20 protein-coding genes are annotated in these 18337 nt (G+C 45.7%); 10 read left to right on the top strand and 10 right to left on the bottom strand.

Annotated elements, in window-relative coordinates; all coding sequences use genetic code 11:
- Positions 1 to 6: 6 nt before the first annotated feature.
- From PNUC_RS10515 to can, 4 genes are read right to left on the bottom strand one after another with little or no spacing between them, the layout of a single operon-like run.
- Positions 7 to 1425 carry a serine/threonine-protein kinase gene (locus PNUC_RS10515; RefSeq protein WP_011903867.1) on the bottom strand — a complete coding sequence of 473 codons (1419 nt, stop codon included), beginning with the start codon at positions 1423 to 1425 and terminating at the stop codon, positions 7 to 9.
- A 7-nt stretch (positions 1426 to 1432) separates the two neighbouring features.
- Positions 1433 to 2185, bottom strand: a complete 753-nt coding sequence (locus PNUC_RS10510; RefSeq protein WP_011903866.1) for a metallophosphoesterase family protein — start codon at positions 2183 to 2185, stop codon at positions 1433 to 1435.
- A 25-nt stretch (positions 2186 to 2210) separates the two neighbouring features.
- Entirely contained in the window at positions 2211 to 3110 is a 900-nt protein-coding gene (locus tag PNUC_RS10505) for an LpxL/LpxP family acyltransferase (RefSeq protein WP_011903865.1), read from the bottom strand.
- A gap of 6 nt (positions 3111 to 3116) precedes the next feature.
- Positions 3117 to 3782 (bottom strand): carbonate dehydratase, encoded by a 666-nt coding sequence (gene can / locus PNUC_RS10500; RefSeq protein ID WP_011903864.1) that lies wholly within the window; start codon positions 3780 to 3782, stop codon positions 3117 to 3119.
- 22 nt (positions 3783 to 3804) lie between these two features.
- Here can and PNUC_RS10495 point away from each other — a divergent pair, with 22 nt between their 5' ends.
- Positions 3805 to 4101: a DUF167 domain-containing protein gene (locus tag PNUC_RS10495; protein ID WP_011903863.1), complete on the top strand. Its 297-nt coding sequence runs from the start codon at positions 3805 to 3807 to the stop codon at positions 4099 to 4101.
- Between the two features lie 15 nt (positions 4102 to 4116).
- On the opposite strand, the gene PNUC_RS10490 is transcribed toward PNUC_RS10495, so the two are convergent.
- Positions 4117 to 5019: an aspartyl/asparaginyl beta-hydroxylase domain-containing protein gene (locus PNUC_RS10490; RefSeq protein WP_048812315.1), complete on the bottom strand. Its 903-nt coding sequence runs from the start codon at positions 5017 to 5019 to the stop codon at positions 4117 to 4119.
- A gap of 150 nt (positions 5020 to 5169) precedes the next feature.
- On the opposite strand from PNUC_RS10490, the gene PNUC_RS10485 reads away from it, so the two are divergent.
- Positions 5170 to 5535 (top strand): hypothetical protein, encoded by a 366-nt coding sequence (locus PNUC_RS10485; RefSeq protein WP_011903861.1) that lies wholly within the window; start codon positions 5170 to 5172, stop codon positions 5533 to 5535.
- Positions 5536 to 5612: 77 nt separating this feature from the next.
- Positions 5613 to 5933, top strand: coding sequence for an HU family DNA-binding protein (locus PNUC_RS10480; protein WP_011903860.1), 321 nt, complete (start codon positions 5613 to 5615; stop codon positions 5931 to 5933).
- Positions 5934 to 6008: 75 nt separating this feature from the next.
- Here the strand turns inward: PNUC_RS10480 and rodA are convergent, their stop codons facing one another.
- The 5 genes from rodA to PNUC_RS10455 are packed head-to-tail and all read right to left on the bottom strand — an operon-like array spanning position 6009 to position 11582.
- A complete protein-coding gene (rodA, locus tag PNUC_RS10475; protein ID WP_011903859.1) occupies positions 6009 to 7160 on the bottom strand; it encodes a rod shape-determining protein RodA in 1152 nt (383 codons plus the stop codon).
- The gene (mrdA, locus tag PNUC_RS10470) at positions 7142 to 9049 is read right to left on the bottom strand and encodes a penicillin-binding protein 2 (RefSeq protein WP_011903858.1); all 1908 of its coding nucleotides are present in this window, start codon (positions 9047 to 9049) and stop codon (positions 7142 to 7144) included. The genes rodA and mrdA overlap by 19 nt, the downstream gene beginning before the upstream one ends.
- A gap of 8 nt (positions 9050 to 9057) precedes the next feature.
- Positions 9058 to 9582: a rod shape-determining protein MreD gene (mreD, locus tag PNUC_RS10465; RefSeq protein ID WP_011903857.1), complete on the bottom strand. Its 525-nt coding sequence runs from the start codon at positions 9580 to 9582 to the stop codon at positions 9058 to 9060.
- On the bottom strand, positions 9579 to 10514 hold the full coding sequence (mreC, locus tag PNUC_RS10460; protein WP_011903856.1) for a rod shape-determining protein MreC: 936 nt from the start codon (positions 10512 to 10514) through the stop codon (positions 9579 to 9581). Before mreC ends, mreD begins: the two co-directional genes overlap by 4 nt.
- A 24-nt stretch (positions 10515 to 10538) precedes the next feature.
- The gene (locus PNUC_RS10455; RefSeq protein ID WP_011903855.1) at positions 10539 to 11582 is read right to left on the bottom strand and encodes a rod shape-determining protein; all 1044 of its coding nucleotides are present in this window, start codon (positions 11580 to 11582) and stop codon (positions 10539 to 10541) included.
- A gap of 61 nt (positions 11583 to 11643) precedes the next feature.
- On the opposite strand from PNUC_RS10455, the gene gatC reads away from it, so the two are divergent.
- From gatC to dksA, 7 genes are all read left to right on the top strand, one after another.
- Positions 11644 to 11937 (top strand): Asp-tRNA(Asn)/Glu-tRNA(Gln) amidotransferase subunit GatC, encoded by a 294-nt coding sequence (gene gatC / locus PNUC_RS10450; protein ID WP_011903854.1) that lies wholly within the window; start codon positions 11644 to 11646, stop codon positions 11935 to 11937.
- A complete protein-coding gene (gene gatA / locus PNUC_RS10445; RefSeq protein WP_011903853.1) occupies positions 11934 to 13451 on the top strand; it encodes an Asp-tRNA(Asn)/Glu-tRNA(Gln) amidotransferase subunit GatA in 1518 nt (505 codons plus the stop codon). Before gatC ends, gatA begins: the two co-directional genes overlap by 4 nt.
- Positions 13451 to 14920: an Asp-tRNA(Asn)/Glu-tRNA(Gln) amidotransferase subunit GatB gene (gatB, locus tag PNUC_RS10440; protein ID WP_011903852.1), complete on the top strand. Its 1470-nt coding sequence runs from the start codon at positions 13451 to 13453 to the stop codon at positions 14918 to 14920. Before gatA ends, gatB begins: the two co-directional genes overlap by 1 nt.
- Before the next feature lie 27 nt (positions 14921 to 14947).
- On the top strand, positions 14948 to 15622 hold the full coding sequence (locus PNUC_RS10435) for a DUF484 family protein (RefSeq protein ID WP_011903851.1): 675 nt from the start codon (positions 14948 to 14950) through the stop codon (positions 15620 to 15622).
- Positions 15603 to 16604: a tyrosine recombinase XerC gene (locus tag PNUC_RS10430; RefSeq protein WP_011903850.1), complete on the top strand. Its 1002-nt coding sequence runs from the start codon at positions 15603 to 15605 to the stop codon at positions 16602 to 16604. The genes PNUC_RS10435 and PNUC_RS10430 overlap by 20 nt, the downstream gene beginning before the upstream one ends.
- Before the next feature lie 69 nt (positions 16605 to 16673).
- The gene (locus tag PNUC_RS10425; protein ID WP_011903849.1) at positions 16674 to 17735 is read left to right on the top strand and encodes a CobW family GTP-binding protein; all 1062 of its coding nucleotides are present in this window, start codon (positions 16674 to 16676) and stop codon (positions 17733 to 17735) included.
- 223 nt (positions 17736 to 17958) lie between these two features.
- Positions 17959 to 18336: an RNA polymerase-binding protein DksA gene (dksA, locus tag PNUC_RS10420; protein ID WP_048812312.1), complete on the top strand. Its 378-nt coding sequence runs from the start codon at positions 17959 to 17961 to the stop codon at positions 18334 to 18336.
- The last annotated feature ends 1 nt before the right edge of the window (position 18337 follow it).

Here is an 18337-nt window from a genome sequence, read left to right as displayed (position 1 = left end):
GACGTATTAAGTTCTGACAATGTGAACGCTACAGGGGGCTTCTTCGACGATCTTTGTCATAGAAGTTCTCCAGGGCGTTACTTTGTTCGGCAGCTTATGTGATGCGCCAATCAAAATGAGCGAAGCATCGTTATCCTTGGCAAATTCGACGATGCGTGAGGCAGGATCAAGCGCCTCTAGCACGTGATACGAAATACTTTCTGGTGGTAGCTTGAGGGGTTTTGCCCACTCCATGAGCTGAACTAAATGTCCACGCACAATTCCGCTGGCTGTTTCACTTTCGTGATTGCCTTCATAGGTTGGTGTGCTGGCTATGGTGCTAATGCATACCAAGCGACTTTCTGGATAAGCTTGCAATAATTTTTTAGCAGTTTGCTGCATCCGTTCGCGTAAATCTTCGTCGGATTGACGTGTATCTATTGCCGCAATCATCAATGGGGCATCTTGATTGCCCATACTAGGGCGCGGGCTTGGAGAAGGCTCATAGCCGGCAGCCTTAAGCCATTTTTTAAAACTCTCCCAAAAGCTGGGGGGCTCAACTCGCTCACCGCGCTCAGTAATTCTGACTCCTTCGGGGTCACGTAATACCTGCCGAAGTTGAGTGGCGCTTTGGTAGCGATCAGCAGCTCTAGACTCTAGGCAACGCAACACAGCCTCTTGCAGCCAGCGAGGAATTTCTTTACGAATCGCCCGGGGCGGAAAGGGGTCTGCCCACATCCGTTTGCGCAGCCCGCTCATTGACTGGGGGTTGCCAAAGGGAAGCTCCCCAGTCAGCAACTCATACATGATGACGCCAATGGAAAAAATATCACTACGTGAATCAGAGCGAACACCAGCCACTTGTTCTGGAGAAATGTAGGGTGCAGAGCCAATTCCCTTGCGCATTTCTTCTGCTAACAAATCTGGATACCGTGCATGATGAGATAAGCCAAAATCAATCAAGGTCAACTTACCCTTGTCATCAATCAAAATATTCTCGGGTTTGATATCTAAGTGAATGGCATCTTGTGCATGAAGAGATTGAACTGCTTGCGCAAGATCGGCACCAATGCGCACCACCTCATCAATAGTAAATTGCTTGCCTTCTCTAATAAGGTCTTCTAAAGGTCTACCTTCAACCCTTTCCATTGCAATATAGGGGCGGGTAGCCATATTGCCAGAACCCAAATACTTAGGAACATATGGACTTTTAAGTGAACGTAAGATCGTGAGCTCGGTTTCAAACCCAATCAAACTTTCAACGGGTTGGTCTCGTCCAACGCGTGGGATCTTGAGCAAAATCGGAATGTCGATGCCATCTTTGGTTGCAGAGAATAAGCTAGCCATACCGCCTCGGTGCACTTCTTTTCCAAGGACAAAACCATCAACTACCTTGCCTTCTTGGAAGATGTCGTCAACAGCTTCTATATCGGTTTTAAGCACCATGGTTTAATTACTTGCCAGTAATTAAACGAGTGGCTAGATCTTCTGGCAACCCAGCGCGCCGCACTTTTTCGGCCGCGGTATAGTGATCATATGGTGTGCGATGAAACGTTAGCACTTCAGACTCTGGTTCAAACACAGCAAAGCATGCTTCGGGATTTCCATCGCGAGGTTGACCCAATGAGCCAACTACGCCTACCCATTGGCGATGGGGTAATACCGGAATTTCATCACCAGGGTGAGGTGCAAAGCGAATGAGCTTTCCAACCACACTTTGATAAAACAATGCTTGCTCATGTGCGTGCCCTACAAAGGTATAGTTTTTTCCAGAGCTTTGCGCACAACGCCAGGCACTCATACTTTCGGTTACATAATTCCAGTCAGGTGGGTTATATGCAGAGGCATGTACGTAACAAATTTTTTCTTCATTCACCATCAGAGGTAAATTCTTTAAAAATTCAACATGACTATTGTTGAGTTGTGTCTTGGTCCACTCGATTGCTGCATTCGCACTGGCATTCATCTTATTGCGGCTATCTTTAAAAACAGCCTCATCATGATTACCAAGAATTGCGATGGCCTTTTTATTCTCTACTAAAGCTGCTATTCGATCTATCAGTGCTACTGGGTCCGCGTTGTATCCCACTAGGTCCCCTAAAAAGACCATACGGGTAACGCCAAGCTCTTCAGCCTTATCCATGCAGGCATCAAAAGCTTCTAAATTACTATGAAGATCGGCAAATAGCCCAATACGCTCAGTCATCCTCTAATGATAGGACAAAAGTCTTTTAGATAGAAGGGTTATAGGGATTAGGCTCGTTATCTGGACGATTTTTGAAGCGTTTATGAACCCAATAATATTCAGCAGGACGCAAGCGAATTTCTTTTTCAAAGCATTGATTTAGGCGGGCGGTATCCGCCTTAGGGTCGCCACTTGGAAAGTTTTCTAAAGGCGCACTAATTTCACACAGATAACTAGACTCATCTGCCTTTAGGGTGGTTGTCATCATGCATACATCCGCGCCAGTGATTTTTGCTAAGCGCGAAATTGTGGTGATCGTATTTGTTTCGATATTAAAAAAAGGAACAAATTCTGAATCTTTTAGACCCAAGTCAATATCAGGTGCAATGATGATGAAGTCGCCATTACGAATTTCACGAATGATCGCCTTGGCATTTCCTTGTCGATCAATAGAGTTACCCCCAAACCGATTGCGCCATTCAACAATGCGTTTATTGAAGAAAGGATTTTTCATTCTTTGAAAAAATCCTGAGGTGCGAGGCCAGTCCATGCGCTTTGCAAGGGCGCTCAAAATAATGCTGCCCTCTATTCCTGTGAAGTGCATATTGACCAGAATGCGCGGTTTTTGACTAGAAAGATCTACGGCAGATTTAACTTCTATCATGTCATTCAATTGTTTTTCACTCCCAAACCAAATGACACTTTTTTCAACAAGACTACGCCCTAATAAACGCCAGTGTTGTTTGCTAAGACGCTCAACCTCTTCATGACTTAAATTCGGAAAGCAGAGCTCTAGATTTTTTTTGACGACTCGATTTCTATCACCAGGTATTCTTGCCGCAATAAAGCCTAAGCCATAGCCGATGGCGACGAGAAGCTTATATGGAAGTATTGAGAGTAGCTTTAGAAGGGCTACTCCTCCGAAATTCGCAATCGATTTGAACAATTAGCTCTACTCTGAATCGTAACGCTTAATTGATTTAGCGTAACGCTCCTTCATTTCTTCAGAGGAGCTGCTAGACATACCCAAATCATTTACGAGTCCAGTGTCCAGGCGATATGTCCATCCATGAACTGTTAAATCTTGGTCGCGCGCCCACGCGTCTTGAACAATGGTAGTTTCGCAAACGTTTACCACTTGTTCGATTACATTGAGTTCACATAAGCGATCTTGGCGTTTGGCAGTTGGCAACACGTCACCCAAATAGCGCTCATGTTTTTGGTGTACATCTTTTACATGACGTAACCAGTTATCAGCAAGCCCTACTCTTCGGTCGCTCAGCGCAGCATGAACACCCGCACATCCATAGTGACCAACCACTAAAATATGTTTTACCTTAAGAAGATCGATCGCAAACTGAATAACCGATAAACAGTTGAGGTCGGTGTGAACAACAACGTTTGCTACATTGCGGTGAACAAAGAGCTCACCAGGCAATAGATCAACGATCTCATTTGCTGGAACGCGACTATCTGCACAACCAATCCAAAGATATTCTGGCGCCTGTTGGTTAACAAGCCGTTTGAAGAAATCAGGGTCTTTAGCAATCATGCCTTCGGCCCATTCGCGATTGTTTGCGAAAAGGTGTTCTAGGGCTTGAGAATTTTTGTAGGGCATAGTTTAAGTTTAAAGTACTTTAATGATGCCCATTTGGTTAAAACAAACCCCCACCGGAATTACGTTAAATCTGCACTGCCAGCCAGGCGCTAAGGTGACGAAAGTCGTAGGCTTGCATGACGGCTGCCTAAAAATCTCTCTTCAGGCGCCAGCTATAGAAAATAAGGCCAATGAGCTTTTATTGGGGTGGCTTTCAAAGCAGTTAAAAATACCGCAAAAACAAATTCAGTTCATATCAGGACAAAACAGCCGCATAAAACGGGTTGAAATCTGGGGCTCAATTACCCCTGAACAAATTACCCAAATACTTCAACCTTAATTACATGATTTTGAGTTACCAAAAAATAGCCCACAAAATACCTAAAATTAGGACCCATTTTCCGATGTAGTAAACGCGGCGATGTTTTGCTTTCAGCTTTTTTGCCTGAGCTCGCAGATGATAGAAGTAGGTAAATAAGATATTTACAAAACCTACTTTTTCACCAGCTACATTTTGTGAAGCTGCCGCACTCATCACATAACGACCAAACCAACGGTTAATGCATTGCACCACTTTTGTATTTACGGGACGCTCCACATCGCAAAATAAAACAATGCGCTGCTGGTCTGTTTCGTTGGCTGCAAAGTGGATATAAGTCTCATCAAACATCACTGGTTCTCCATCTTTCCAAAAATAGCGCTCACCATCAACCTCAATAAAGCATTTGGGGTCATTTGGGGTCACTAGGCCAATGTGATAGCGTAGGGATCCGGCGTAGGGGTCGCGATGCCTTACCAGCGTTGCTCCTGGGGGCAGGGAGGCGAACATCGCTGCCTTAATCGAGGGAATCGATTTGAGTAAAGCGACCGTCTTTGGGCAGCTATTTTGAGCTGACGGAATGTCCTTTCCGTACCAATAGAGATAAAAACGCTTCCAACCTGTTCGAAAGAATGAATTAAAGCCAATATCGTTATAGCCTGTTGCTACAGTAATTCCGCCATCAGCATTTAATGCAAGCGCTTCTTGGCGAATAATTTCCCAGTTGTCTTGTATCGGCTGCATTTGAGGAAATTCACTTACAGGGATAAAAGCGCCAGCTTTTACTTTTGAAAATAAATAGAGCAATGTATTAATGGGAGCTAAAAGTACCTGATAGTCAGTAAGAGATCTAACTACCCCAAAACGTACCTTACCCCTGAAATACACATAAATTGCTGAGGCAATAAAGATAAAAAAGATGATGTGACGAGCTTGCATGGAATTTGCCATTCAAAAGTAATGCTTATATTTTAATTTGTAAGGAAGTTGCGAATAGACTATTTCTGTAGGATGGTTCCTCATATACTTGAGTGAGCGAATATAGGCACCCACTAAGGGTTTCTTTGGATATGAGACGAGGAAGATCGTATGAATAGCTTTATAAAGTGGCTCTTAAGCCTTGTTTTAATTGGCTTAGTGGGTCTTGCAGCTTATACCTGGGTAATGTTTACTTGGAGTTACGGCAGCGGAGAGCGTGCTGGTTATGTGCAGAAATTCTCCAATCGCGGTTATATCTGCAAAACTTGGGAAGGTGAGTTGGCGATGGTATCGATGCCCGGGACCATGTCTGAAAAATTCTTCTTTACGGTGCGCGAAGATGCTGTGGCGCAAAAAATAAATGCAAATTTAGGAAAAAAAGTGGCTCTTAAATACCAACAGCATATTGGTCTTCCAACTAGCTGTTTGGGAGATACCGAATATTTTGTTTACGATATTACCGTTTTGGATGAATAATCGGTAGGAGCAGTACAAAATTACTTTGTCTTAGCTTTATTTTTGTAATTTTTTGTGGTTAAAATCATGTAAGCGCAATGTGCGCCGACATCAATATTTATAAGGAGCTTCACTTGAACAAAGCCGAACTAATCGCAGCGATTGCTGACGACGCGGAGATCTCAAAAGCCAAAGCAGAATTTGCATTGAATTCAGCTATCGACACAATCATCAAAGCTGTTACTAAGGGTGACTCAGTACAACTGATCGGCTTTGGTACTTTTGCATCTGGTAAGCGTGCTGCACGTATGGGTCGTAACCCAAAAACTGGCGAGCCACTCAAAATTGCTGCTGCAAAAACTGTTAAGTTTTCTGCTGGTAAAGCATTTAAAGATTCAGTTAACAAGCGTAAGAAGTAATTCTTGCTTTGTTGATAAAAAAGCCCGGCATGCCGGGCTTTTTTATTGCTTAGGATTTGAAATAATTCCCCTGTATTAGCTTTGCACTAAACGGCGATGGCGATGAATGCTCATCAGAATGCCAGCCCCAAAACCTAATGTCACTAAAGCAGTTCCTCCATAGCTAATGAAGGGTAATGGGACCCCTACCACCGGTAGTAGGCCACTCACCATGCCGATATTTACAAATGCATAAGTAAAGAAAATTAATGTCACTGAAGCGCCTAAGAGGCGTGTAAATAAATTGGGTGCGCTTGCTGAAATCGCTAAACCTCTTTTGATAAGAGCATAGAACAGCGCAAGCAATATGAGATTTCCGAGAAGGCCAAACTCTTCTGAGAAAACGGCAAACACAAAGTCAGTGTGTTTCTCAGGAATAAATTCTAAGTGCGCTTGCGTTCCCTGGAACCAGCCTTTTCCAAAAAATCCACCCGAGCCAATTGCGATCATGGATTGAATTGTATGAAATCCTTTTCCTAGTGGATCACTACTTGGATCAAGCAAGGTACAGATGCGGTGCTTTTGATAATCATGTACAAATGGCCAAACTACATCATGTGCACAAATGGTTCCACCAAAAATGATGATGAGAAGAATTCCAATTACGCCGATAGCTACAAAAGGCAAAATCCACTTCCAAGGCAGTCCTGCCAAGATGATGACATATAGGCCGGCTGCAAATACAAGTAACGCAGTCCCAAGATCTGGCTGTCTAGCAATTAAGAAAACGGGAATTATCAAAATAATCACGGCTACTGCATAGTCCCAAGATTTTTTTAAGCCCTCACGCTTTTGAAAGTACCACGCCAACATCAGTGGCATTGCGATCTTCATGATTTCAGAGGGCTGAATAACAACCCCAATATTGAGCCAGCGACGTGCGCCTTTTTTAATTAAGCCAAACACCGCCACTGCCACTAATAAGGCTACACCAAGACTATAAATCCAAACGGCACCCATCTCCAACCACTTGGGTGGAATCCGCGAAACAAGCCACATCACTACAAATGACAAAGCAAGGTTGCGAAGTTCATCGGTAATTTGAACGGGAGTATTTTGACTTGCAGATAAGAATGTAAAAAATCCAACTGCCGCCAAGCCAAGAAGAATAAGGCCTAGCTGCCGATCAAGTCCTGAGAAGAGGCTGAAGAAAATAGATTGAATTTTTTTTACGGGGCTCTTTTCCATTCGGGAACCTCCTTAGGCCATTTGCCCTCTATGTAATAGTCCAATGCTTTACGTGCGATCGGTGCTGCATACTGCGCTCCAAATCCAGCATTCTCCACAACCATTGCAATCACGATTGTTGGCTTGTCTGCAGGAGCAAATGCAATATATAAAGCATGGTCACGCAAGAACTCTGCAGTCGCTCCATGTTTGTAATCTTTTGAGTTCAAGCTAAATACTTGTGCGGTACCGGTTTTGCCACCAGCTACATACCCCGCCCCCTGAAATGCTGCCGCAGATGTTCCGGAGCGATTTACTTCTACCATCGCTTTTTTAATAACCTCAATATTTTCGGGATTGAGTTCAATGCGATAGCTTTCTTTTGGGGTAGTAAGCGCCTTGTTGCGGGTAAATGGATCCTCAATAGCTTTGACTAAATGAGGTTTCATCACAACGCCATTGTTGGCGAGATTCGCCATTGCGTGCGCTAGCTGCAAAATCGTAAAGGAGTTGTAGCCCTGTCCAATTCCTAATGAAATGGTTTCTCCTTCATACCATTTCTGCTGCTCTGGTTTTTTAAAGGTATTTTGTTTCCATTCGGTCGAAGGCAAAACCCCCTTAGACTCGCCTTGCAAATCAATTCCAGTGATTTGGCCAAAGCCAAATGGCTTCATGAAGTTCGCAATCATGTTTACACCCATGTCGCGTGCAAGCATGTAGTAATAAGTATCACAAGACTCCACAATAGACTTTTGCATATCTACAGTGCCGTGACCACCTTTTTTATCATCTCGGAATGTGTGGTTACCAAAATCAAAATAACCTGGATCAAAAATAGTTTGTGTCGGCGTACGTTTTTTATTTTCTAAAGCGGCGAGCGCCATGAAAGGTTTGTAAGTGGAGCCCGGCGGATAAATGCCTTTGAGCGGGCGGTTATAGAGCGGTTTTTGCGGAGAGTCATTAAGCTCTTTCCAGGTAACGGCATCAATACCTTCAACGAAGTCATTAGGGTTAAAGTTTGGCTTAGATACAAAAGCCAAAACGTCACCAGTTTCTGGTTCGATCGCAACAAATGCTCCGCGGAAATTTCCATACAACTGCTCGACTAAGTATTGCAATTTAAAGTCGACTGACAGCACAATGTTTTTACCGGGAACTGAAGGTGAGCTGGAAAGAGTACGAACTGGTTTTCCGCCTGCAGTAATTTCAACTTGATCGTATCCGGGTATGCCACGCAAAACACTTTCATAGCTTTGTTCCAGACCAATTTTTCCAACATACTGAATGCCTGGCAAAAATGAAGTCTGCAGTGCGTCAGGATCATCTGCTTTGGAGTTCTCAATTTCAGCCTGCATGCGTTCCTTATCTTTCTGAGAAACGCGACCAATATAGCCAATTAAATGGGACCCCAATTCGTTATAGGGATACTCCCGAAAGCTCCTGGCACGTATTTCTACCCCTGGAAAGCGGTAGCGATTAGCCATAAAACGGGCAGTTTCAGTCTCATTAAGCATCGATCGCAGGGGGATGGTGCCCATATTGCGAGAATCTTCTAAGGAGCGCTTGAAGTTACGGCGATCTCTAGGGGAGATATCAATGATTTCTGAAAGATCATTAATTAACTGATCTACATTACCTTTTACTTCTTCGGCATTCACATCCAGGGTAAGTGCAGAATAATTCCTACCAATCACGATGCCGTTACGATCAATAATGAGGCCGCGGTTTGCTGGAGCAGGCACTAAAGCAATCCGATTACTCTCTGCCAGCAGGGCATATTTGCCATGGCTAACGAGCTGTAACCAAACAAGGCGAGTAATTAATAGCAAAAAACAGAATGTGACAAATAAAGTCGCAATATGAATGCGCTCTTGAAATGAGTCTAGGTCAGCCCTTTTAAAAGAAACCATACAGCTTCTTATAGGGGGCGATTATGGTCAACGTCAATGGGTCGACGTTGCGGGGCTAGCAGAATGCGCGTAGCAAGCGGCCAAAGCATGGCTTCAATAAAAGCTTGAACTGCGCCCGTTAAGGCCCACCAATACAGTTCACCGCTGAGCGCCCAATGTACTAAGACTGGAAATAGCGCCACTAGCAGGAAGACGGGTAGCAAATGAACTGCTTGGGAAAGCACTGTTAGCGCCACAATTCGCCTATGCCAAGAGATGGCTACATACGCAACCAATGAATAGCTAAAGGCGTGCAAGCCTAGTAGATCGGAGTTGTGCACGTCCATCATTAGACCCAGTATGAAAGCGGTAATCACGCTCACATAACGATGTTGGTGAATATTCCAAAAGACCATGCAGATGATGAGCCAGTCGGGTACCCAACCATAGTTTCCAATGGGCAATAGATTTAAAAGCAGCGCACAGAATAAGCTGAAATAAATAAATACCGGATTGACCGGGCGCAGAATATAACCGCTTTGGAAATCGATCATTGCATTCCTCGCGCTCGCGTTTGGCGTCGGCCAGGATTGTTTGTTAAAGGTGCGCCAGTGGCAGACTTAGTATTATTGCTTGCTGCCTTTGCATCAAATTGCGGGTCATATAAAAGAGCTAAGGCTTGGCGGTAGCGATTGACTGCCGCTACAGGAACACAAAAAACATTGGAAGAATTTTTGTCGGCGTTACGCTCGATTTTGCTAATCACGGCCACCGCGAAACCAGGGGGATAAACTCCATCAATTCCAGAGGTTAGCAGGATGTCGCCCACTTCCAGATCGCTCGCAACTGGTAGATAACGAAGTTCCAGAGGGTTGCCGCGTCCTGCGCCAAACACGGCAGCACGCAAACCATTGCGAGCCACTTGCACTGGAACCGCAAAATCCCGATCTTCCAGCAAAGAAACCTCGGCAGAGCGCTCGTATAGGCGTACCACTTGACCCAAAATGCCTGAATCGTTGGCAATAGGGTTGCCTAGCTTAAGGCCATCATTGCTACCGCGGTTTATCACAATGCGTTGTGAAATTGGATTGGGTGGATTAAATAGAATTTCTACTGGCAAAGTTTTAAAAGGAACCTGTTTTTGAAGCGCCATAAGCTCGCGCAGATTTTGGTTTTCCACCATAAGAAATTCAGATTGATTTGCCAGCAAAGAAAGCTCTGCTTGACGAGCCTTCATCACTTGGTTTTCTTGATCAAGAGTTGAGCGCGTGGTGAAATAGTCTGAGCTTGCTTCAAATGCATTGCGCGGCGCCATCATGACATATTCAAGTGGACGCAAAATCCAATTCACATTGTTGCGGATAGGATCGAGTGCTTTGAAACGAAAATCGATCAGCATCAGAGCGATGCTGATCGACAGACAGACAATCAGTTTAAGTAAGGCTGGTATGCCCTGTCTGAAAAGTGGTGGAGCGCTATGTTGCAATTCCCTGGTCGACGTGTAGGTCGCTTACTCGTGCGAGAACACTCCGCCTAACTTATCCATACGCTCAAGAGCGATACCGCAACCGCGGGCAACGCAAGTCAACGGATCTTCTGCTACATGAATTGGCAAGCCAGTTTCTTCAAGCAAGAGGCGGTCTAGGTCGCGCAATAAGGCTCCGCCACCAGTAAGCATCATGCCGCGCTCGGCGATATCGGATGCTAGCTCTGGTGGGATTTGCTCGAGAGCAGCTTTTACAGCAGTCACGATTTGATTCAGTGGATCTGTCAATGCTTCCAAAACTTCATTGCTAGTTACAGTGAAGCTACGTGGAATACCTTCAGAAAGATTGCGGCCTTTAACTTCCATCTCGCGCACTTCTGCGCCTGGAAATGCAGAGCCAATTGTTTTCTTAATCAACTCAGCAGTTTGTTCACCAATCAACATGCCGTAGTTACGACGAATGTAATTAGTGATTGCTTCGTCAAACTTGTCACCACCAACGCGTACTGAGCCTTTGTAAACCATGCCACCTAAGGACATCACACCAACTTCAGTTGTACCGCCGCCGATATCGACAACCATCGAACCAGCTGCTTCAGAAACCGGCAAGCCAGAACCAATTGCCGCAGCCATCGGCTCTTCAATCAAAAATACTTGTGATGCACCAGCACCTAATGCAGATTCGCGAATCGCACGACGTTCAACTTGAGTGGAGCCGCAAGGAACGCAAATAATGATGCGTGGACTTGGCTTTAATAATTTGCTTTCATGCACAAGCTTGATAAATTGCTTGAGCATTTGTTCGGTAATAGTGAAATCGGCAATAACGCCGTCTTTCATAGGGCGAATCGCCTCAATATTCCCTGGAACGCGCCCCAACATGGCTTTTGCCTCTTTGCCGACGGCCAAAATAGTCTTTTTGCCGTTTGGACCACCTTCTTGGCGAATTGCCACCACGGAAGGTTCGTCGAGCACAATACCCCGCTCACGCATATAAATTAAGGTGTTGGCGGTTCCTAGGTCGATGGCTAGGTCATTGGAAAAGTAGCTGCGGAAAAAACCAAACATGATGTAGTGGGAAAATAGAAAGTGTTAATGAAAATATATAGGAATGATACTCTAGCGCCCCATGAAACTTGATGATGTCCAGCGCATTGCGCACCTATCTAGGCTTGAGTTAAATCAGGCAGAAGCTGAGGCAGTTTTGCCTCAATTGCAGGCCATCTTTTCCTTGGTAGAGGAAATGCAGGCTGTTGATACAACTGGTCTTGAGCCGTTGGCTCACCCAATCCTCTTTATACGGGATTTGGCACAGCCTATGCGTGCTGACCAAGTCACCGAAACTGACCACCGTTCCGAAAACATGCAGTCAGCCCCTGCTCAGCAGGAAGGCTACTTCCTAGTGCCAAAGGTGATCGAATGAGTTGGCACAACACCCCTATCGCCTTAATGGCAAAAGCACTTGCTGCAAAAGAGGTCTCTAGCACTGAGTTAACCCAGCACTTCTTGGGCCGCATTGAGGCCGGAAAGCGGTGGAATGCTTATCTTGATGTGAATGCTCACTTAAGCTTAGAACAAGCATCTAAAGCAGATCAGCTAATTTATTCCGGTAACGCCGGCAAGTTAACTGGCATTCCAGTGGCCCACAAAGATGTCTTTGTAACCCGTGGCTGGAAGTCAACGGCAGCATCCAAAATCTTGGTTGGATATCAGAGCCCTTTTGATGCCACCGTAGTTGCCAATCTGGGAATTCCAGATGAAAACAATCCCCATGGCGCTGGCATGGTTTGCTTGGGTAAAACCAATATGGACGAGTTTGCAATGGGCTCCTCCAATGAAAACTCTGCCTTTGGCCCAGTCTTAAACCCTTGGAATGCTGCTCACGTAGCAGGCGGCTCCTCGGGTGGCTCAGCCGCCGCTGTAGCGGCAGGATTGGCCCCAATTGCTACTGGTACTGATACCGGTGGCTCGATTCGCCAGCCAGCCGCATTTTGTGGTCTGACCGGAATTAAGCCTAGTTATGGGCGCGTGTCGCGCTACGGCATGATTGCCTATGCCTCTTCGCTCGATCAAGCGGGCCCTATGGGCAAGACTGCAGAAGATTGCGCCCTGCTGCTATCAGCGATGTCTTCGCATGATCCACGTGACTCCACTTCTTTGGCTGATTCTGGGGAGGACTACGGTCGTTACCTCAATCAATATTGGCAAGAGGGAAGTGCAAACCCTGCAAAACCATTAGAAGGTTTGCGCGTTGGCTTACCAAAAGAATTTTTTGCTGAAGGCTTAGCAAGTGATGTGGCCAAATCAGTGAATGAAGCAGCCAAACTTTTAGAAAATTTAGGTGCCACATTAGTTGAGGTGAGCTTGCCTAAAACCAAGTTATCAATTCCTGTGTATTACGTTTTAGCACCCGCAGAAGCATCTAGTAATTTGAGTCGTTTCGATGGTGTGCGTTATGGATATCGCGCCAAAGAATATCGTGATCTTGGCGACATGTATTCCAAGTCACGTACTGAGGGTTTTGGTGCAGAGGTAAAACGCCGCATCATGATTGGAACTTACGTTCTTTGTCATGGTTACTACGATGCGTACTATCTTCAAGCACAAAAAATCCGTCGCATTATTGCGGCAGATTTCCAGGCCGCATTTAATCAATGTGACGTCATCCTGGGGCCTGTAGCCCCTGATGTGGCCTGGCGTTTGGGTGAAAAATCAAAAGACCCAGTACAAATGTATTTAGAGGATATTTACACGCTTTCAACAAACTTAGCAGGCTTGCCAGCGATGAGCGTTCCCTGTGGGTTTAATGCAAACAACTTACCAATTGGCATGCAATTAATCGGCAACTATTTTTCCGAAGCGCGCCTATTACAGGTTGCCCATCAATATCAGCAAGCCAGCGATTGGCATTTGCGTTCAGCAAGTGAGGTGGCATGATGCAATGGGAAGTTGTTATTGGTCTAGAGACCCACGCACAGTTACAGACACAATCTAAGATTTTTAGTGGTGCGAGTACACGCTTTGGTGCCGAGCCAAATACTCAAGCATGCGCAGTTGATTTGGCGCTGCCTGGTGTACTGCCAGTCCTCAATCGTGAGGCTGTTGAGCATGCCATTCGTTTTGGTTTAGCAGTGAATGCAAAAATTTCGCCAGCGAGTATTTTTGCTCGCAAGAATTATTTCTATCCCGACTTACCTAAGGGTTATCAGATTAGTCAGATGGAAATCCCAGTAGTCGTTGGTGGCCATGTGGAAATTCTGGTTGGTGATGAAGTAAAAGTAGTCGAGCTGACTCGCGCCCATATGGAAGAGGATGCAGGTAAATCGGTCCATGAAGAGGACTTTACTGGCCCTTATGGTGAACCCTCTAGCGGTATTGATTTAAATCGCGCAGGAACACCTCTATTAGAGATCGTGACTGAGCCGGTAATGCGCAGCGCTGCCGAGGCGGTTGCCTATGCCAAGGCCCTGCATGGCTTGGTTGTGTGGCTAGGGGTATGTGACGGCAATATGCAAGAAGGCTCTTTCCGCTGCGATGCTAACGTTTCGGTGCGCCCAAAAGGTCAGGTTGAGTTTGGTACCCGTTGTGAAATCAAGAATTTGAATTCCTTCCGCTTTTTGGAAGAGGCCATTCAGTATGAGGTACGTCGTCAAATCGAATTGATTGAGGATGGTGGAACCGTTGTTCAAGAGACGCGTCTGTATGATCCCGATCGCGGGGAAACGCGCAGCATGCGCAGTAAAGAAGACGCCAATGACTATCGCTACTTCCCTGACCCAGATTTATTGCCAGTAGTGATTGATGATGCTTGGATTGAAGATGTGCGTAGCAAGATGCCCGCACTACCTGCGCAATTGCGTGAACAGTGGCAAAGCGAATTTGGCTTAAGCGCATACGATGCGCAATTGCTGACTCAAGACCGCGATACCGCAAAAGTATTTGAAGAGTTATTAGCAATCGTAGGCAAACCCTTGGCAAAAGCGGCCGCTAATTTAATTACTGGTGAATTCGCTTCTTCTTTAAATCGTGCTGGCATTGCTGCAGCAAATGCACCATTAAAAGCGGAGCATTTAGCGTCGCTTTTGACTCGTGTAGCAGATGGCACTATCTCCCATAAGATTGCCAAAGACATCTTTGCCATTCTGTGGGAAGAGGCTATTGCAGGCAAGGCTATTAGTACAGTTGATCAAGTGATTGAAGCTAAAGGCTTAAAGCAAATTAGCGATAGTGGCGCCATCGAGGCCATCATTGATCAAGTATTGGCGGTTAATCAGAAGTCAGTTGAAGAATTCCGCTCTGGTAAAGAGAAGGCCTTTAATGCGCTCGTAGGCCAGATCATGAAGGCTTCTCAAGGCAAGGCAAATCCCGGTCAAGTAAATGAACTGTTGCGTAAAAAGCTCGGTTAATTAAAGAACACATTTAGAAAGAAATTCATGAGCGCCATCGATCCAAAGCAAGCCGAGCAAGAAGAATTAGTTGCTGAATGGTTGCGCGTTACCCCAGGCTTCTTTGAGCGCTATGCCGATCTCTTTAATGAGATTCGCATTAAGCATCCGCACGAAGATCGTGCGATCTCTTTGCAAGAGCGTCAGATGACCGTATTGCGCACACAAAATCAAGAGCTCAATCGCCGTCTAAGCGAGATGTTGCATTTTGGCAGTCGTAACGATAAAACCCAACAAAGTTTGGTCGCCTGGTTACTGCGTTTAATGAAGGCAAATAACAAGGCCGATGTGGAAGCGGCAATTACCTCGGGCTTGTCAGAAGTTTTTGAGGTGGAGTCGGCACAATTACTATCCCCGAACTCAGCGTTTGGTCCATGGGTAGATACACCTTTATGCGGTTCAGCAAAAGAATTGGCCGCAGCCAGTGTAGATTTACTCGCCAGCCAAACCACGATTGATCCTGAGTGGCAAAGCATGGTGGCTATTGGCCTACCTCTAGGTAAAAGCCTTGACGCCTCTCAATCCCCGGCAGTGTTGTTGCTAGCAAGCAAGGATGAATCGCGCTTTACAGCCGATATGGGTGCTTTCTACTTACGTCAGATCGCTGAATTAACCGCTGCAGCTTTGGATCGTATCCAGGCTTATGAAATTAAAGGCAACTGATCTTCATCCACTCATGCAGGAGTATTTGCATGAGTTGCATGTGTTGCGTCAACTTTCGCCGCATACGCTTAAAGCGTATGGGATGGATCTAAGTGATCTACAAAATTTCGCCCTTGAAGATTCCGTTGAATTATTAAAGGTCAGCAATGGGCATGTGCGCCGATGGGCTGGCCGTTTGCATTCCAAAGGTAAATCCTCTAGAAGTATTGCAAGAGCGCTTTCTGCATGGCGCGGTTGGTATGACTGGCTTACTGAGAAAGATGCGAGACGTGATGCGCGTGCAGGCAAAGTAACCAATAACTTGATTGCTAATCCGGTTGATGACGTCAAGGCTCCAAAGCGTTTGAAGTCTTTGCCTAAAGCCTTATCGGTTGAGCAGGCGCTTGCCTTGGTAAACCAGGCGGTAAAAGAGGCTGAAGAAAAAAAGGATTTGGAATCGATTCGTGATGCCGCGATTATTGATTTGCTCTATTCGTCGGGCTTGCGTCTTTCAGAGTTATTGGGAATAGATGTGATGCAAAGCAAAGATCGCCAACATGAATCAGCTGGCTGGTTAGATTGGGATGCTGCAGAGGTCACCGTTTTGGGTAAGGGCGGCAAACGACGCTCTGTTCCTGTTGGTGTTCCTGCCATGAAATCTCTGGCAGTATGGCGTGAGCTACGAGATGCCGGCAGCTACTCTGAAGAGTCGATTGCTCTCTTTTTATCTGCTACGGGTAAGCGTCTATCGCCACGAACCGTGCAGGCTAGATTACGCACCCTGGCTATGCGAGCAGGCCTTCCTACCCATGTGCACCCTCATATGATGCGCCACAGCTTTGCGAGCCATGTCTTGCAATCCTCGCAAGATTTGCGCGCTGTTCAGGAGATGTTGGGGCACGCTAGTATCGCTAGTACCCAGATTTATACCTCCCTGGATTTTCAGCACCTTGCTCAGGCATACGATAAAGCGCATCCGCGTGCAAAGGCTGGTAAAGGCTGAGGAACTCGGTAAGATAGAAGGTTTCCCGCTTTGGGAACTTATGGCTTTTAGATTTTGATTGGATCATTCATGGCATTAATTCCGGTAACCATTTTGACGGGCTTCTTAGGAAGTGGCAAAACAACATTGCTCAAACACATTTTGACTGAAGAGCATGGTAAAAAAATTGCCGTGATTGAGAATGAGTTCGGCGAAGAAAATATTGACAACGATATTTTGGTTCAGGACAACCAAGAAAATATTGTGCAAATGAGCAATGGTTGTATTTGCTGCACTATTCGTGGCGATCTGGTAGATGCATTAAATGAGCTTTGGGAACAACGCAAAAATAAAAAGATCAGCTTTGATCGCGTTGTCATTGAAACCACTGGTGTTGCCAATCCAGGCCCGGTAGCCCAAACTTTCTTTATGGATGATGACGTTGCCGACCACTATGTTTTGGATGCTGTGGTGACTTTGGTGGATGCCAAACATGGCCAACAACAGCTTAATGAGCATGAAGAGGCTCAACGCCAAGTTGGCTTTGCAGATCAAATTTTTATTACCAAGACAGACTTGGTAACTCCTGCTGAAGTAGATGCATTGCGCAATCGCCTTATGCACATGAATCCTAGGGCACCTATTGCAGGCATTTCTAAGGGTATCGTGCCTTTGAATGCAGTTTTGGACCTCAAGGGCTTCAATCTGAATGCCAAGCTGGACATTGACCCTCATTTTCTCGAGCAAGATGACCACGATCATGCTGATTGTGGTCACGACCATAGTCACGATCACGATCACAGCACCTGCGGTCATGACCACAGTCATGACCACCATCATGGCCATGCAGGCCACACAGACCGCATCCAATCCTTCGTTTTTCGTAGTGATAAACCCTTTGACCACAAAAAGTTGGAAGACTTCTTGGGGGGCATTTTGGAGGTCTTTGGGGAGAAGATGTTGCGCTATAAAGGCGTGCTCTATGTAAAGGGAAGTAACCGAAAAGTCGTGTTCCAGGGCGTTCATCAGATGATGGGCAGCGATTTAGCTGGTCCATGGGGTACTGAGCGTAAGCAAACCCGAATGGTCTTTATCGGTATCGATTTACCTAAGGACACCCTACTGGCTGGGCTTGAGGGATGTTTGGCTTAGCTAGATTCGGGTACAATCCGCCGCCACGGGCAATATTGATGAATATTGATTAAGTGGTAGTAAAAGTTTGGCAGAATGAGGCAATAATGCTTCAAATCTAGGAAAGAATGAAATGACGGTAAAAACAGCAACAAAACCAGCAACTGCGGCAAAAGCTAGCAGCAAAGCTGCGAGCGCCAAAGCCGTAAAAGGTGCGCCACTCACTGAAGCAGAATTGCTCAAGATGTCTGATAAGGACTATATGAATGCTGCCCAGTTGGATTTTTTCCGTCAAAAATTACTCACCCTTAAAGATGACATCTTGAAGAATGCTTCCGAGACAACAGAGCATCTGCGTGAAAATATTTTGGTGCCTGATCCGGCAGATCGTGCAACGATTGAAGAAGAACATGCATTAGAATTGCGTACCCGCGATCGTGAACGCAAGCTGCTTAAAAAAGTAGAACAAGCATTAGCGCGCATTGAATCTAGTGACTACGGTTGGTGTGAAGAAACCGGTGAGCCCATTGGCTTAAACCGTTTAATTGCAAGGCCTACAGCCAATTTATCTCTTGAAGCTCAAGAGCGTCGTGAACTCCGTCAAAAATTATTTGGCGAATAAA

The sequence above is a fragment of the Polynucleobacter asymbioticus QLW-P1DMWA-1 genome (assembly GCF_000016345.1).
Taxonomy (GTDB): domain Bacteria; phylum Pseudomonadota; class Gammaproteobacteria; order Burkholderiales; family Burkholderiaceae; genus Polynucleobacter; species Polynucleobacter asymbioticus.
The sequence above is the reverse complement of the archived record's forward strand: the minus strand, read 5'-3'. Positions and strand labels throughout refer to the sequence as shown.